We start from the raw sequence: 15566 nt of genomic DNA on the forward strand, positions 1-15566 counted from the left end.
CTCCCGCTGTCCCGCTCTCCCGCTGTCCCGCTCTCCCGCTGTCCCGCTCTCCCGCTGTCCCGCTCTCCCGCTGTCCCGCTCTCCCGCTGTCCCGTCGCGCTTCGACAAGCTCAGCGTGACACTATTTCGTTGTTCCGCTCCCGCTCTCCCGCTGTCCCGCTCTCCCGCTGTCCCGCTCTCCCGCTGTCCCGCTCTCCCGCTCTCCCGCTGTCCCGCTCTCCCGCTGTCCCGCTGTCCCGCTGTCCCGCTTGCGCGGGAATGCCGACGTGCGTGTGCGCATACGCGCCGCGCCCGTGGAATTCAGTCACAATTGCGCTACATTTATGGATTGCAGCAATCTTGTTCCAACGGAAATGTCTTCGGGATCCTTTTCATGAAACGCGACAGAATCATCGACTTGCAGCGACGCGAACACGCGGGCGGCGGCGTCACCATCGCGGGATGGGTGCGCACCAAACGCGACTCCAAAGAGATCGTGTTCCTCACCATCAACGACGGCAGCACGCTGGCCGGCATACAGGGCGTGGTGGCGGCACCGCTGCCGAATATCGACGAGGTGCGCAAACTCTCGACGGGCGCATCGGTGGTGCTGAGCGGTGAACTCGTCGAATCGCCGGGCGGCAAACAGCGCTTCGAGATACAGGTGGAATCGGTCCGCATCCTCGGCACCGCCGATCCCGACACCTTCCCGATACAAAAGAAAAAGATGACGCTCGAGTATCTGCGCGACATCGCGCATCTGCGTCCGCGCACGAATACCTTCGGCGCCGTGTTCCGGATCCGTCACGCGGCCGCCTTCGCCATCCATCGCTTTTTCCACGAGCGCGGCTTCGCCTGGATACACACGCCCATCATCACCGGCGCGGATGCCGAGGGCGCGGGTGCCATGTTCCGTGTCACCACGCTCGACCCCGCCAAGCCCCCGCTCACTGAGGACGGACACGTGAACTACGCCGAGGACTTCTTCGGCCGCGAAACGTATCTGACCGTCTCGGGCCAGCTCGCCGTCGAAAACTACTGCTCGGCTCTGGGCAATGTGTACACGTTCGGACCCACGTTCCGCGCCGAGAATTCGAACACCACGCGGCACCTCGCCGAGTTCTGGATGATCGAACCCGAAATCGCCTTCGCCGACATCACCGACGACATGGATCTGGCGGAGGATTTCCTCAAGGACGTGATCGGATTTGTGCTCGCGAACAATCGCGAGGATCTGGACTTCCTCGCCGGCATGTACGACAAGGATCTTGTGACACGACTCGAATCCATCACGGGCTCCACCTTCGTGCGAATCACCTACACCGACGCCATCGACATACTGCAGAAATCCGGCGAGACCTTCCAGTATCCCGTCTCGTGGGGAATGGATCTGCAGACCGAACACGAGCGCTACCTCTGCGAACGCCACTTCACCGATCCGGTCATCGTCACCGATTACCCGAAGGAGATCAAGGCGTTTTACATGAAGATGAACGACGACGGGAAAACCGTGCGCGCGATGGACATCCTTTTCCCCGGCGTGGGCGAGATGGTGGGCGGCTCGCAGCGCGAGGACAATCTCGAGCGTCTGCTCGCGCGTATCACCGAACTGGGCATGGACCCCGAAACCTACTGGTGGTACCTCGATCTGCGCCGCTTCGGTTCACATCCGCATTGCGGTTTCGGCCTCGGCTTCGAGCGCCTCGTGCAGTTTATGACCGCGATGACCAACATCCGCGACGTGATCCCCTTCCCGCGCACGCCGAAAAACGCGGACTTCTAACAGGAAATCCGCCGCATGAACCTCGCCGACATCCCTCTGGGCGATCGCGCGCCCGACATCGTCCCCGTGGTCATCGAGATCCCGCAGAAAAGCCGGAACAAGTATCTCTACGACCTCAAGCTCGAGGTGTTCCGCCTCAAACGGGTGTTGCACGCGGCCGTGCAGTACCCGACGGCCTACGGCTTCATCCCCTCGACACTGTTTGGCGACGGTGAACCGGTGGACGCCATGGTGCTCTGCGACGAGGTGCTCTCGCCCGGTGTGATCCTGCAGGTGCGGCCCATCGGCATGCTCGCGATGGAGGACGAGAAAATGACCGACAGCAAAATCCTCACCGTGCCCGTCGGTGATCCGCGCTACAGCGACGTCACCGACATCGTGCATGTGTCCGGTCACCGCCTCCGCGAAATCGAACACTTCTTCGAAAACTACAAACACCTCGAGGGGAAAGAGGTGACCAGTTTCGGATGGAGCCCCTGCCTTTTTGCAAAACAGGCCATCCTCCATGGTATGAAAGAGTACCAGAAACACCACGCCTGGAAATCCGCCCCGGACGAATAACACCAACGCCACTCAACAAAGAGTGCGCCCGGGCATGATCGTTTTCTTCCCCATTCCACTTTCTACCTTCTACTTTCTACCTTCTACTTTCTACTATCTACCATCTACCGTCTACCATCCACAATTCCCCTTCCGCAATGTCCATCATCATCTCCGAGAGTTTGTCGAAAACCTACTCGCCCGGTTCAAAAACCCGTGCGGTGGCGGCCCTCGCCGATTTCTCGTTGACCGTGAATCGCGGCGAGATATTCGGACTCCTTGGTCCGAATGGCGCGGGTAAAACAACCTTCATCAAGCTGCTGCTCTCGATCGTGTTCCCGAGCGGCGGCTCGGCGCGCCTGCTCGGCGAACCCATCGGTTCTGTCGCGGTGAAGAGCCGCGTCGGGTATCTGCCCGAGAATCACAAGTATCCGCCCTACCTGACGGGCGCCCAGATACTGCGCTTTTTCGGACGGCTGGGCGGTCTCGACGGCGCGCGTATCGAGAAACGGATCACCGAAACACTTGCGCTGGTCGACATGTCGCAGTGGCAAAACATGAAGGTGAAGAAGTATTCGAAGGGCATGATGCAGCGTATCGGCCTCGCGCAGGCGCTGATGAACGATCCGGATCTGCTGATACTCGACGAACCGACCGACGGTGTCGATCCGCAGGGCCGCAAGGAGATCCGCGACATCCTGGTCCGCCTGCAGTCCGAAGGAAAAACGATCTTCCTCAATTCGCATCTGTTGTCGGAGGTCGAACAGATCTCGTCGCGTGTGGCGATATTGAACAAGGGACGCCTTGTGCGCAGCGGCACCGTCCGCGAACTCACGGAAAGTGAACACGTGTATCTCGTCGCCATCGAGGGCGCGCTGCCCGACACGCTGCGTATGGAGTGGGAAGCGACACGCGTCCCCGCAAGTTTCAACGAGGGTGTGATCACGTTGTCGGTGGACGATCTCGCCGCGCTGAACGCGGTGATAGACCGGCTCCGCGCGGCGGGTGTGCTCATCCGCAGTGTCGCGCGCAAGCGGAATTCGCTCGAAGACGTGTTCATCCAGGTTGTCTCGCAGGAGGCCGCATGAAACTGTTCGCGCTCATCGAAGACACGGTGCGCAGCCGCATCACCACGGTGATCGTCTATTTCGCGCTGGCCACGTTTTTCCTGGTGATCGGACTCATCGTCGCGATCTTTGTCGACCCCGCGTCCATGGTGCAGTCCCCCGGATCCGCTGCAAAGACGCAGCAGGGTCCTATGCCCATCGACCTCGCATCCCTGCCCGGCATCATCGATTTCTTCCTCGTCGGTCTCGCGGGTTTTGTACACTTCTCCGCCATACTGCTCTCGGTCTTCGCCACCGCGGGGATCATCCCTTCCACGCTCGAGAAGGGCACGGTGGATCTTTTCCTCTCGAAGCCGATTTCACGCGCGGAGCTGCTGCTCGGACGTTTCCTCGGCGCCATCCTCATCGTCTTTGTTATTACCGCCTATTTTGTGTTCGGCGCCTGGCTCATCGTTTCCATCAAGACGGGCTACTGGAATCCGGGTTTCCTTTCCATCATCGTGATGGTCACCGTCGCGTACGCCGTCATCTACACGGCGATGATGGCGCTGGGCATCAGCACGCGCAGTTCCGCGGCCACCATCATCATCGTGTTTTTCTACATCTACATCCTTGCCCCCATACTCGCGATGCGCGAGGTCGGCATCTACGCCGTGGTGACAAACGACGTGGTGCGTGTTGTGGTGGACGGACTGTACTACATTCTCCCGAAATCCGGCGAAATCGGGAACATCACCGCTGCGCTCATACTCAAACAGAGCGCCGTGTGGATGCCCCTGTGGTCCAGCGCGCTTTTTGGCGCGGCGATGTACGGATTGAGTCTCTTCCTGCTGCGGCGCAAGGATTTCTAATTCCGGCTGCGGGTGTTGCCGCCTTTCCCTCCCGGGACAAGGCGCCTTCACGCATGTCCACAGGTATCAGCGCCGCGTCAGGTACTGAAACACCTGCACGCGGCCGTTGAGCGCGTCGGTGACATAGATCCGATCGTTGGCGTCGATATGGATGCCCGCCGGGTGAGAGAACTGACCGGGATACTCACCGCGTTCACCGACAACGAGCAGCAGTTCACCCGCGCGGTTGAATATCTGCACAACATCGAGTAACGCATCGGATACATAGATATTCCCATCCGAATCCAATGCAATACCCTTGGGACTCGCAAAGTGCCCGATGGAAGTTCCCTGCGAACCTATGATTGATACGGTGCTGTCGGAGCGGCTGAGAACCTGCACACGAAAATTCATCGCGTCGACGACGTACATGGATTCACGGATTGCCAGAAACAGCGGATAATTAAATGTCCCGGGCCCGGTGCCGCGAGAACCGATTGTTCCACGAAGCTCTCCACCGAGCGAGAATATATATATAACGTGTCCGCCTGTATCCGCGACGAAGAGGCTGTCACCCGCGATGGCAAGTCCCATGGGCCGGGAAAACGGTCCTTCTATCATACGAAGCGGATCACCATCCGCATCATAGACGAAAACGCGCTTCAACTCGGAATCGGCCACCAGCATCTCTCCACGGTCCGTAAAAACAATGGAGACCGGGCTGCGCAGATCCGCATCAGTGCCGCGGGTGATTCTGGTGTACTGCTCTTCCTCGCGGTTGATGACGTGTATGCAGCGTGCGCCCGGATCGGCTATATACAGGCGTCCGCGTTGATCCACGGCGACGCCCACGGGTTGGACGATGCGGTACTGCGCCTCGTCTTCGCCGAAGAGGAAGTTCAGTACCCGTGTGAAAAACGAGGGCTGGGGATTCACGTCCTCGTTCGAGCCGTAACTGGTGATATAGCGGATCCGCGCCTCGGCCGGCGGAGGAGGCCATTGGTTCTGTGTGTTTTGTGCGATCGCGCCGCCGAGCACGAGCATCTGCAGTACAGGGAGATAATATCGTATCGACATGGTGGTCGTCCGATTACACAAGGTGATTCGTCTGTAACAGTATCATGGCTGCCACGATGCCGTCAGTATTTGTATACAAACAGACAGCCCTGCTGCGTGTCGGCAATGATGATCAACCGCCGCGCGACATGTATCAGTATCCCGTTCGGGATACCGAGCCGGTCTGCTCCATACGAAAGTACTGCTTTTCCTGTCGCGTCGAAGACCCGCACCGAACGCGAGGACCGGTCCACGATATGCACCCTTCCCTGTTGGAGCAGACCCGAAGGATCGAAGCTCTTTTTGGACTGTTCCAGAAGTGACGGACTCGGCAGATTGTCGAAGGCAATGCCCGCCGGAGCAAATTTTGCAGGTGGAGCCGCGCTGATGAAAGTACCGCCGAATCGACCGTCGCAGCCGAAAACGTAGACGGCCCCCGCGGACAGATCGGAGATGAGCATGCGTCCGTCGGGAGTGACGGCGACACACGAGGGGTATTCGAATCCCGCCTTCCCGCTTGATCCCGGTGTGGTGGAGAACAACAGCTCTCCCTGCTCGCGCAGTCCGGGAATGGGGGATATGGAAATCGCATGCAGCCGTCGATTCGCCACGTCGGTGACATACAGGATGCCATCACGCAATGCCAGTGCGTGCGGAACGATGCGTGTCGCGGCATCGGGCAGCCACTTGTACGATTCTATGAATTCTCCTCCGCGCCGGTGCACGCGTATCTCTTTCCCGCGCAGATCGGCGACGTACAGCGTGTTGTTATCCACGGCAAGCGCGCTGATGAGTCCGCCCTCGAGGCCTTCGAGGTGTATCGACGACAGCCGTTGGAAATCCCGGTCATAGACGTCGATGAAGGGTTGTTCGGCATAGACAACAAAGAGTGAATCACCCGACTCGGCCAGACAGTATGGCCGATACACCTGTCCGTCCCGTCCGAGCGGAATGGATGTGATGAACACCGGTGCCTCGTCGAATCGTGTTGTATCGGCTTCGAGCATGACACGATCGGCCACACTGCCCCAGTAGTACCGTGTGCCGAAAAACAGGACGACGGCCAGGACCACACCCGTCGCAAGCAGCACAACAGGCGCCTTCAGCATACGGAGCGCCGGACGCGGCCGGCGCGGGATCAGGTCATCCATGAATGTGAATCGTCGGGGCGATGGATCCCACGACCCATAACATAAAATATGCAAGAACCGAGGCGCCTATAATACACAACGGCGCAGTTTCCCGGTGCGAGACAATGGAAAGTCCCCGGATGTGAAATACCGACGCGACCAGAATCCACACGCCGAGACAGCCCACTTCAACGGCGTCCCACCCCCAATATCTCCCCCACGCGGCGTCCGCCCAGAGAGCCCCCGACACAAGCATGATGCTGTGGAAAAGGAATCCGGCAAGGAAAAGACGCCACACATCGGACTCTCGCACAACCGCTGCCGTGGTGTGTGCCACGCCTGTGTGCGCCGGGCGAAGGCGCGACGCGGCACCGATCGCGGCAACGAGAAACATCGACTTCGACAGTGTTGCGGCGGTGGCGTGTATATATAACCACGTGCTGTATAAGTTTGCGGACAGGGGATTACCCGCGTCCATCATCGCTCCCGCACCGAGCAGCAGCAGCGCAAACACCAGCGCGGAAGCGGATACATGGTGCGACGGGATTCGATCGAGTTGATGCAAAAACATCAGGAGCATGACCGCGATGAGGCAACTTGCGGAAATCGACTCGTACACATCGATGAACGGGAGCCGCCCGGTTGCCAGCGCGCGCACACTGATCGTCGCCGTATGCACCGCGGCGGCCGCCTGCAGCATCCGTAGCGCATGGCCCGGCATCGGAACGTGTCCTCGCCTCCGAAAATGCAGCATGAGAAGAAACGACAGTGCGTACAGAGCGGTGGCAGTCCAGTACAACCCGAGTTCGATGTTATACATGCGCACCTCCGTCGGCTTCCCGCAGGAGCAGGGGTGGATCCGCAACAGCGGCAGCGCTGACAAGCGCCGAGACAATCGCTGATACATCCGCGTCGCTTTCCTCGGATGGTTTTTCGGACTCGAAGTACAGACGGATCATCGCGGCGCCCTCCTGACGATCGTGGATCAGGACAAGGCGCTGATACGACACCAGCGCGCGGAGGGTAATGCCCGCAATACACAAGACCAGCCCGGCGACAACAATCCACAGTCCCGGATCCCTGCTTATTCCGAACTGCGACCAATGCCGCAGTTCCGGAAATGCCACCGTGATACCCGAAATGGTTGTGTCCTTCCCCAATGCCACGTGAAATAGCTGACGCCCGAAGGTATTGCCGGAGAGGAATCCCGAGATGACCGGCACGGTGTTGTTCGATACTCCGGCCGCTCCGGAATATTCACCAGCAGTTGCCGGAGGAGTAAATTCGATATTCAGCACTGTCCCGTCCTGCAGGGTCGTGCTGTCAGCAAAACGCGTGTTGCCGTCTCGCAGAATGGTCGCGATGCGCATATAGCCGGAAAATATCACATGCCCCGCCGAGTCTGCGATATAGAGGCCGGGAGAATACCCCCACATCGTTCCCTGGTGTATGGTATACCCGCGCGCTTCGATGGCTGTGTTCACATGCACACGTTGTGTGATCCACCCGCCGCTCTCCTGAATCGCGAGAAGGGATGAAGAGGTCGATGTATTCTCCACCCGGTACAACTTCTGGAATTCCGCCAGATTCACACGCAATGATACTTCGTCAATTTTCCCCGCAAGCGCGCCTGTATGCACGAGTCGCAGCCGGTCGCCACGCACATCGACCGATTCTCCTTCCGTGAGAGAAAACACACCCTCAAGGGAATACAAGGAATTGACAATCATCCCGGCAAAGACAATACACAATCCGAAATGCAGCACAACCGACGACCACGGTCCTGCGGTACCATACGAAACGACATACACAGCCGCTTCACCCGTGCGATGGTGTTCGCGTGCGCGACCTGCGAGAAAGGCGTCGATGTGATCGGAGCGGACAGCGGAATCGAGAAACAATGTACGGCTGCGTGCACGAGTATGCAGGTCATTCAGCCCGCGCCTCAGGAGGTTGCGCGTACGCGATATTCCGCTGACAAGCAGCGAGAATGTCAGCACACCCAGCGATGCGAGCAATGCCTGTGCGACGATGGATTCCGTGCTTTCCGCAGATTCAAAATACCGTGCAACAACAAGACACATCAGAGCGAAGAGCTGCGCGAGTATATAACGGGGGGATATCAGAAATCGCAACAACTCCCCGGCTCTCAATACGTGCGACTGTTGTGATTGTAATTACAGTTGCTTTGAAATTCGGCATTCCCCGGGGTTTCGGTCCAGCAGATCCGGTTCGTAAAATCGATGTCGGCCACGTATCCTGCTATGAAGGCGCTTGAGAGTGCCTTGATCGTACTTTGGGCGATAGTGCTGCTGGCCACCCTCTCGCGCCAGTAATATCTTTTGTTCATGCCGTGGACAAAGATGGCTCCGGTATTTCCGCCATAGTTTCCGCCGCCGTACGTGGCGTTCGAATTAAAATCGTACATATGACAGGTGAAACATCCTTTCACGCGTTTGTGATCTGATTCCCTGTTGGGATGACGTGTGAATCGCGAGCCGGAGCCGGTTCCAGACCAATAGTGTGTTGGATTGTGACACATGTTGCACAGCGGCGTGCCGTTTGTGGCGTCGCTGGTGATGGTGCGTTTGAGCATCTGATCGATATTAGATCCGTGGGGCCCCTTCGGTGGTGTGCCCGTGTCGTCACTGCCATGGCAATCCGAACACCATACAATACGACCGCTGCTGGCGTAGCTTCCCCATGGCGCCAACAGGGTGGTGCTTGTGCAGTTGGCGTTTGTCGTCCCTCCGCTCATGATGCCGTGATAGGACGGGTAGCGGGGATCGATTTCCTCCGCGATGTTCCGCTGCGATCCCGATGCGTATCCCGAGTGACATTTCAGACAGATCTGGTACTCTTTTACCGCGGGACTCACGACAGTGTAGGCGGTGACGGGAGTCCAGGTATTGCTGTTGTTCGTCATCGTTGTCGGGAGCGTTCCGAAGGTCGGTTCTACTCCCCATACACCCTTCAACACACCGCTGCCGCCCGTGCCCGCGATGTCGCGTGTAGCACCCGTGTGGACCGTCCCCTCCGCGGTATGCATGTTGTGGCAGTCCCAGCACTCGGCGTGTCTCGACGAGCCGAGATTTGACGCGGATTCCTGGGGTGCTTCGTTTTTATGCGCTCCCGACACGCTCGAGGTGGGATGTTTGTACGTTTTGGAATACTGCCCGGCGATGTTTTTTGTCGAGGCGGGCGCGGAGGAACCGTGGCAGGCGGATTGGAGGCACGTGGCCTCCTCGGCAAATCTGAGTATGTACGGCCCGCTGCCCGCTCCATGCGATTTGTGGCAACTCCTGCACGCCCATTCGCCGATGGTGGTTGCGCTTCCCCCCGCGGGTGTGTACGTCTGGGTCGACGTGCGGTGTATGACCAAGGAGCCGCTCCAACCCGACATCGTATGGCAGTACGTGCACAGCGCTGCGTTGCTGTTCGACATCTGCAGAAAGTACCCGTTCTGATTTTTGTGCGCATCGTGGCAGGTGATGCATTCGATCCGTCCGCTGGAAGAATTTGGCTCGAGCAGGACGTTCCCCGTCCACGGCCAGCTCCGTGTCACCAACTGCGGGTCCAACGACGCGCTGTACGCATGACCGACGGGATGATCGTTCCGAAGATCCGTGCCGAGATTCCCGCCTGCACCTGTGGGCATGGTTGTGACACCCCCCGTCATGCTGATGGGTGTTGTGCCGCTCGCGGTGCGATACACGCTGCCTATCGCGATGGTGCCGTCATGACAGCTCAGACAGAGACGGGAACGTAATCCCGGCTGCGACGGGCTGGTGTAGGACAAGGATGAGAGCATGTCGCTGGAATACAGCGTGTACGTGGAGGAGGGCTGATCACGGTTCCACAGCGGCGCGGTGGTCTGCGCGGAGTGCGGCGTGTGACAAAAGACACACAGCTCCGATTCTGTCCCGGCCTTGATTGTTGCGGAACTTCCCGCGGAGAGATTGTGCTTCGTGCCCACGATGCTCTGCGCATGAAATGCAATGGGTGCAATCAGGAACGTTATGATCAGGATGCTGCGTTTCACGATATCATGCCTCTCACGTGCTTGTCTCGCGCAGCGCGGGCTGCGCGGCCCTGATGTGTTCGGGCTCAGGTGCGGGAGAACCCGGACCCGCTTCCGGTACTGAAACGAATATACGGAGTCTGTGGTGACCGGCGCACGGAAGATACCGATACGCGGATTCACGCTGTTGTGGTTTCATCGAAAGAAGATGTCTATGGGTCGCCTGAAGTCGAGCACCATGTAATCGCTCACAAGGCGGCCGGTCAGGTTTCTTTGAACGCGAGCGGAAATGAGAAAGGAATGAAAGCGGTACCGCAGCTCGCCTTCGAGCAGGTAAGTTTGAAATCCGGTCAACGAACTCGCGGTCCGCTGGGCGTTGAATCGCAGGTCCAGATTCCGCAGAAGCCGCGGAATCAACAGTTCCGCCTTGCTCAGACTGCTGCGGTCGGAAAACACGGCGGACGACCATCGCTCGGAATGGAGAAGGTTCACGATGCAGAACGACAGTCCGTTGATGTTTGCCTCTCCTTCGAATCCTGTCACCGCGGATCGAATAAACGCCTGTGAACCTGTATACGAGACATCGGATCTCGTGGCACGAACGGCGAGTATCAGACCGGATTCCGTGGTCATGCGGCCCTCTATGCGGGCGTCGTTTCGCAACGCATCATCGCCGTTTTGGCTGTATTCGTGAGCGATGTCACTGCGCAGTGTCACCATGCCATGTTCGGATGCATTCCACGCGATTCCGCCTCCGGCCTTGCTTGCCTGAAAATATCCGCGCTCCATCCCGAATTTCTTGACAAGCGCCGCCTCGACGGACGCGGACAGTTCATAATGCAACGCCTCGGATCCTGCGTTGTACATTCCGTCGAGTGCGACGAATGATCGATCCGCGCTTTGCTGATCTATCCCGTTTGTCGCCGATTGCACGTTGCCGCCCATTCCTGCCGAGGCGCGCATCGATGATGAAAGTGAAAGAAAGCTCCTGTGCTCAAACTGGTATTCGGTGCCCTGTTGCCTGAGCGCGCTCGACAACCTGTTTCCCGTGGCGGTGGCGCGAACGCGATGGCGGGCTCGTTCTGATTCGCCGTAGTCGCCGATCACGTCGACCGAATGATTCGAGAACGGCGCGCGCGCTTGATACTGGCCCGTCACATTCACGGTCATCGCGCCGGCCATTTCCGATCTGCCTGTTATCAGGATCTGGTGTTCGTCCGATGCGCCGGGAACGGTAAAATCGCGACGGAACATCCCGCGGTAATCCGCCGCGTAGGATGCGCCGTTGTTGGCACTGTTTCCCAGTCTGAGAATCACCAGATCGTCCCGGCGGTACTGTTCGTCACACACGGTGATACACTTGAGCAGATCGCGCGTCACGAGCAGATCGACGCGGGGATAAAACGTGTTGCCCGGGATGTGCATGTCGATGCCGTATCGCTGCACGCGGGTGTCGTTCACCGCGCTCCATCCCGGCGTGAGCGCATCCGCCCCGCTTTGTGCCGAAGTCATGTCGTGCCTGTGCAGAAAACCCCGCAGCCGGAAACCGTTGTTCGGGAACAGTGTGGCCGAAAGTTCAAACAAGCCCCAGTCGCTGAAATCGCGTTTCTGTACCGGTCGGTCGGCAACACGAAATTGCAACGCTTCACGTACGTAGGATGTGGACGCGGTAAAGGTCAGCAGTTTCGGCGAATAGACGTATCCGTCCACGTCAAGACGGTATCTTTGGCTGTACGTACGCTCGAGGGGAGACTGGGAAATGCGCGACCGATCATCATACCGGAGGGTGTTCTGAATGTCCGCGCGAATCGCGGAAAGCTGTGCGCCCGCGTCATGTCCACCGATCGCCCCGATGAAAAGACTCAGGACGAGTGTGTGCAGGTAGAAGTATCGATGACAGGTGGGCATATTCAGGTGCTATTCGATGACATTCATGTGGAATGTCCGGCTATACTAGTACCTACAAATTCCATGCTGGAATTCTGGTCCAATGAGGCGCCTTCCACATCCGTTTTTCCACCGTTTTCGCGTCCGCTCCAACACCTTCAGCATCGGCATGGGCCATTTGCCCCACATGGGGTATATAACGGATAAGGACGATCCGATTAGTGCCTGATGGAGTGGTGAACATCTGCATAGACACAATCCGTGGATCATGCATCTTCACAGCGGCGGTTGGACTAGGGCTGCTCAACGCCTGGTACTTTGTCGAGGTCCGGGAGTTCCGGCAGGTAGTGGGGGTCCTCTTCCTCCGTCGATTGTGCAGACAGGCGGGCCGTCGAAAAACCTACGCCAAGGAAAGCTCCATATTGCAGCGCCCCGCGATGGTTCCGTGTTGATAGCCCCGCGTTGATTTGCAGGTGCCCGCCGACAAAGAGGCGTACACCCGCCCGCATCGAATAGTCGATACGCGGCACGACGTTCCCGATGCTCCCCACTTCGACCATGCCAAGGAGCGACTCCAGAATCGGATAGGAAATCCCGATCTCAAGGAGCAGTCGGTCGCGTCGTGCATGCGGTGTTGCAGTGAGCGTGTGTGCAACACCGCCGGTGACGAAGACCTGAAGGTTATCGATGTGCATTCCCACAATTGTTTGCAGCGCAACGCTTGTCCATGTGTCGACCTGCACACCGTTGCGGGCAAGTTCCGTGGAGCAGTATTCCGCACTGACAGCAAAGCTGCCAATGCCCAGTTCCAATCCAAGCGCTTTGAGCCCGATGCGCACGTCGTGGAATTCATCGCTCCCATCCCGCAGCTTTGGCGAGAACACAAGGAAGGTTTCCGACATTCGCGCCACGCCATACCCGATGGCGATCGGCTGTATGAACATGCCGCCGGAGCCGGCCTCGCTCAGAACCGAAAATCCGGCCACAAAATTTCCCGGCTCCACCAGTAACGGCGAACGAGCGAGGAACAGTCCCGTGGCACCATGCATCGTGAAGCCGATCTGCGAGCGGGCTTCCGCCGCGCTGTCGGGTTGCGCCTGCGCGAAAAGTGTCCCGCACAGGCACAGAAGAGCGAGGGTTTTACATCGCACTCTCACGCGTGTGTCAATAATCGTGACAGGTGGAACACAGGGCCATGCCGGTCCCGCGCACAAGTTTTGGGAGGGCGGATGCGTGGGGCAGGTGGCACGATGCGCAATCGAGGCGACGCACCTGTGTCGAGGGACGTTCGACCGTCGTCAGAGGATGGTTGGCGATCGGATGAGGTGTCTTGGCCATCTCGGCGTGACACGATGCGCAGATCGTATTTACCTTATCGACGAGCAACGCGCGTTCGTCGGTGCCATGCGGATCGTGACACTGCATACATCGATCCGTCGCGGGGAAATGCTGTGTCTCGCTTTTTTCCACGGCTTCGGTGGCGTCGCCATGGCACTCGCCGCAGACGGCCGTGCCGAAATCCTTGTTCGCATGAAGCGCGAACGGCTGCTTCGCCGCCGCATCGTGGCAGGTAAGGCAATCCCAGTCCGTAACGGGTGCGTGCGCGTTTTTTCGCGTGACCATGGGTGCGTGGCAGGGTCCGCAGTACTCCTTCATCGACGAGCCCCCGCCGGCGGCGGAGGCGGGAATGTCGATGGCATGGCAGTCGGCGCAGGTCTCCGAGTATACGGTACTGTGGAAATACGGAATTTCTCCAACAGAGGACGGTATCGGAAGAAATTCGGTGGGCACAAAAAATACCGCCTCGGCGCTTTGAAGCACTTTCCCCTTCTCATCAAGCCCTTGCAGCACAAGACTGTTGCTGCCCGGGGTCAGTGTGGTAGGAAGCACAAAAATCCCGGTGCTCGCGATATGGGAGGACGCGTTTCCCGTCTCGGTGATTTCGGCCGTCCACCCCTCGATTTCCACGCGGACACTCGCGATTGAATGCCGGAACAGCGACGCGTATATGTTCTTGAACTGCTCGCTCGCCCAAAATTCCTTGAGCCCCGTGTTGCTCTCGAGGGCAAACGTCAATTCCTGACGGTTCTCCTTGTTCGCCTGAGGGTACAACATGGTGAATACCGCTTTGCTCAGGAGAAATCGTTCAGGGAACAGCGCTTTGACCGCGGATGCAAATCCATCCTTGTCCTCCTTGGTCGACATGCGCAACCAAATCGAGGCACGGGCTGGCGTCAACAGACGGATACGCGCGATGTCCTTCGAGTCCGACCGCCCGATGACCGACACTGTCCGTACCTTCGAGACGCGTGGATTCTCGCGTGGATACAGAAGCGTGAAGAAATCCTGTGCCTGGCTTTCCGAGAGGCCGACCAGTAGACACGCAATGAGCAGAATGATATCAAGCCGATTTTTCATAGTGTGCGGAACATCATGTGCGTCATATTAAGGAATACTGCGGACCACGCGCATGCCTGTGTCGCGCCTTTTTGTTCCCGGCGTCAGATACGCGCTGCGGCATGATGAACGGTGATTTGTCGCCAGCAGAAATGCTGATCCTCCGCGGAGCACCTTTTCCGCGCCTGACGCAGGGCCCCGCGGGTCCTGCACAGCATTTGCCCCGTATGCCGACGCCGAATACCAATCCCAGCACCATTCCAGCACATTGCCATGCATGTCGAACAGGCCGAACCCATTCGCCTCCCTTTCCCCGACGGGGTGTGTCGTGCCTTCGGAATTCCCCGCATGCCAACCCACAACCGACAGCGCGTTGACATTGTCACCGGATGAGTACTCCGTGCTCGTCCCTGCACGACATGCGAATTCCCACTCGGCCTCTGTCGGAAGCCGGTATCCATTGGCGCCGAAATCACACTGCACGTTTCGTTCGGTGATGCCCGTGTAACACGGCGTAAAATTCTCGAGCGCGCTGAGTGAGTTGCAAAAGGCCACGGCCTCGTACCAGTCGATGTTTTCGACGGGCAGTTTTGCGACACCTGTGTGGATGCTCGGATTACGCCCGGTTGCTCGCACGTAGAGTTCCTGTGTCACTTCGCACCGCGAGATCATGAACGGATGCACAGTCACCTGATGCACGGGAAGCTCGTCTTGCTGTCCCCCGGATCCGTTGATATTTCCCATGCGGAAGGCTCCGCCATTCAACGTCACCATTTCGATGAAGGTGCTCGGTGGATTCTTGGTGTCGGTGCCCGTATCACAGCCCGCGAACACACAGACAGAAACGCACACCGGAAAAAATACTGCTGTCATCCG

At 58.5% G+C, this 15566-nt stretch carries 13 protein-coding genes; 4 read left to right on the forward strand and 9 right to left on the reverse strand.

Annotated features, from left to right (window positions below):
* Positions 1-373: 373 nt before the first annotated feature.
* From asnS to HY962_10990, 4 genes are all read left to right on the forward strand, one after another.
* Positions 374-1762, forward strand: coding sequence for an asparagine--tRNA ligase (asnS, locus tag HY962_10975; GenBank protein MBI5647444.1), 1389 nt, complete (start codon positions 374-376; stop codon positions 1760-1762).
* A 15-nt stretch (positions 1763-1777) separates the two neighbouring features.
* Complete coding sequence (locus HY962_10980) at positions 1778-2323, forward strand: inorganic diphosphatase (protein MBI5647445.1); 546 nt, start codon at positions 1778-1780, stop codon at positions 2321-2323.
* Positions 2324-2460: 137 nt separating this feature from the next.
* Complete coding sequence (locus HY962_10985; GenBank protein ID MBI5647446.1) at positions 2461-3390, forward strand: ABC transporter ATP-binding protein; 930 nt, start codon at positions 2461-2463, stop codon at positions 3388-3390.
* Positions 3387-4220: an ABC transporter permease subunit gene (locus tag HY962_10990; protein ID MBI5647447.1), complete on the forward strand. Its 834-nt coding sequence runs from the start codon at positions 3387-3389 to the stop codon at positions 4218-4220. Before HY962_10985 ends, HY962_10990 begins: the two co-directional genes overlap by 4 nt.
* Before the next feature lie 66 nt (positions 4221-4286).
* Here the strand turns inward: HY962_10990 and HY962_10995 are convergent, their stop codons facing one another.
* The 9 genes from HY962_10995 to HY962_11035 all read right to left on the reverse strand — a co-directional run bounded on the left by HY962_10995 (position 4287) and on the right by HY962_11035 (position 15542).
* Positions 4287-5276 carry a hypothetical protein gene (locus tag HY962_10995; protein MBI5647448.1) on the reverse strand — a complete coding sequence of 330 codons (990 nt, stop codon included), beginning with the start codon at positions 5274-5276 and terminating at the stop codon, positions 4287-4289.
* A gap of 62 nt (positions 5277-5338) precedes the next feature.
* Positions 5339-6406 carry a hypothetical protein gene (locus tag HY962_11000; GenBank protein MBI5647449.1) on the reverse strand — a complete coding sequence of 356 codons (1068 nt, stop codon included), beginning with the start codon at positions 6404-6406 and terminating at the stop codon, positions 5339-5341.
* Entirely contained in the window at positions 6399-7205 is an 807-nt protein-coding gene (gene ccsA / locus HY962_11005) for a cytochrome c biogenesis protein CcsA (protein MBI5647450.1), read from the reverse strand. The genes HY962_11000 and ccsA overlap by 8 nt, the downstream gene beginning before the upstream one ends.
* Positions 7198-8520 (reverse strand): cytochrome c biogenesis protein ResB, encoded by a 1323-nt coding sequence (locus HY962_11010; GenBank protein MBI5647451.1) that lies wholly within the window; start codon positions 8518-8520, stop codon positions 7198-7200. The genes ccsA and HY962_11010 overlap by 8 nt, the downstream gene beginning before the upstream one ends.
* Positions 8521-8534: 14 nt before the next feature.
* On the reverse strand, positions 8535-10427 hold the full coding sequence (locus HY962_11015; GenBank protein MBI5647452.1) for a hypothetical protein: 1893 nt from the start codon (positions 10425-10427) through the stop codon (positions 8535-8537).
* Positions 10428-10601: 174 nt separating this feature from the next.
* Positions 10602-12314, reverse strand: coding sequence for a hypothetical protein (locus HY962_11020; GenBank protein MBI5647453.1), 1713 nt, complete (start codon positions 12312-12314; stop codon positions 10602-10604).
* Positions 12315-12586: 272 nt separating this feature from the next.
* Positions 12587-13450 carry a hypothetical protein gene (locus HY962_11025; protein MBI5647454.1) on the reverse strand — a complete coding sequence of 288 codons (864 nt, stop codon included), beginning with the start codon at positions 13448-13450 and terminating at the stop codon, positions 12587-12589.
* A gap of 7 nt (positions 13451-13457) precedes the next feature.
* On the reverse strand, positions 13458-14711 hold the full coding sequence (locus tag HY962_11030) for a cytochrome c3 family protein (protein ID MBI5647455.1): 1254 nt from the start codon (positions 14709-14711) through the stop codon (positions 13458-13460).
* 27 nt (positions 14712-14738) lie between these two features.
* Positions 14739-15542, reverse strand: a complete 804-nt coding sequence (locus tag HY962_11035) for an SUMF1/EgtB/PvdO family nonheme iron enzyme (GenBank protein ID MBI5647456.1) — start codon at positions 15540-15542, stop codon at positions 14739-14741.
* Between the last annotated feature and the right edge of the window lie 24 nt (positions 15543-15566).

It is taken from the genome of Ignavibacteriota bacterium (genome assembly GCA_016218045.1).
Taxonomy (GTDB): domain Bacteria; phylum Bacteroidota; class Ignavibacteria; order SZUA-365; family SZUA-365; genus JACRFB01.

Bases quoted from the DNA above. Each gene is read 5' to 3' on its own strand.
- asnS (MBI5647444.1), top strand. From the start codon at position 374: ATGAAACGCGACAGAATCATCGACTTGCAGCGACGCGAACACGCGGGC.
- HY962_10980 (MBI5647445.1), top strand. From the start codon at position 1,778: ATGAACCTCGCCGACATCCCTCTGGGCGATCGCGCGCCCGACATCGTC.
- HY962_10985 (MBI5647446.1), top strand. From the start codon at position 2,461: ATGTCCATCATCATCTCCGAGAGTTTGTCGAAAACCTACTCGCCCGGT.
- HY962_10990 (MBI5647447.1), top strand. From the start codon at position 3,387: ATGAAACTGTTCGCGCTCATCGAAGACACGGTGCGCAGCCGCATCACC.
- HY962_10995 (MBI5647448.1), bottom strand. From the start codon at position 5,276: ATGTCGATACGATATTATCTCCCTGTACTGCAGATGCTCGTGCTCGGC.
- HY962_11000 (MBI5647449.1), bottom strand. From the start codon at position 6,406: ATGGATGACCTGATCCCGCGCCGGCCGCGTCCGGCGCTCCGTATGCTG.
- ccsA (MBI5647450.1), bottom strand. From the start codon at position 7,205: ATGTATAACATCGAACTCGGGTTGTACTGGACTGCCACCGCTCTGTAC.
- HY962_11020 (MBI5647453.1), bottom strand. From the start codon at position 12,314: ATGCCCACCTGTCATCGATACTTCTACCTGCACACACTCGTCCTGAGT.
- HY962_11030 (MBI5647455.1), bottom strand. From the start codon at position 14,711: ATGAAAAATCGGCTTGATATCATTCTGCTCATTGCGTGTCTACTGGTC.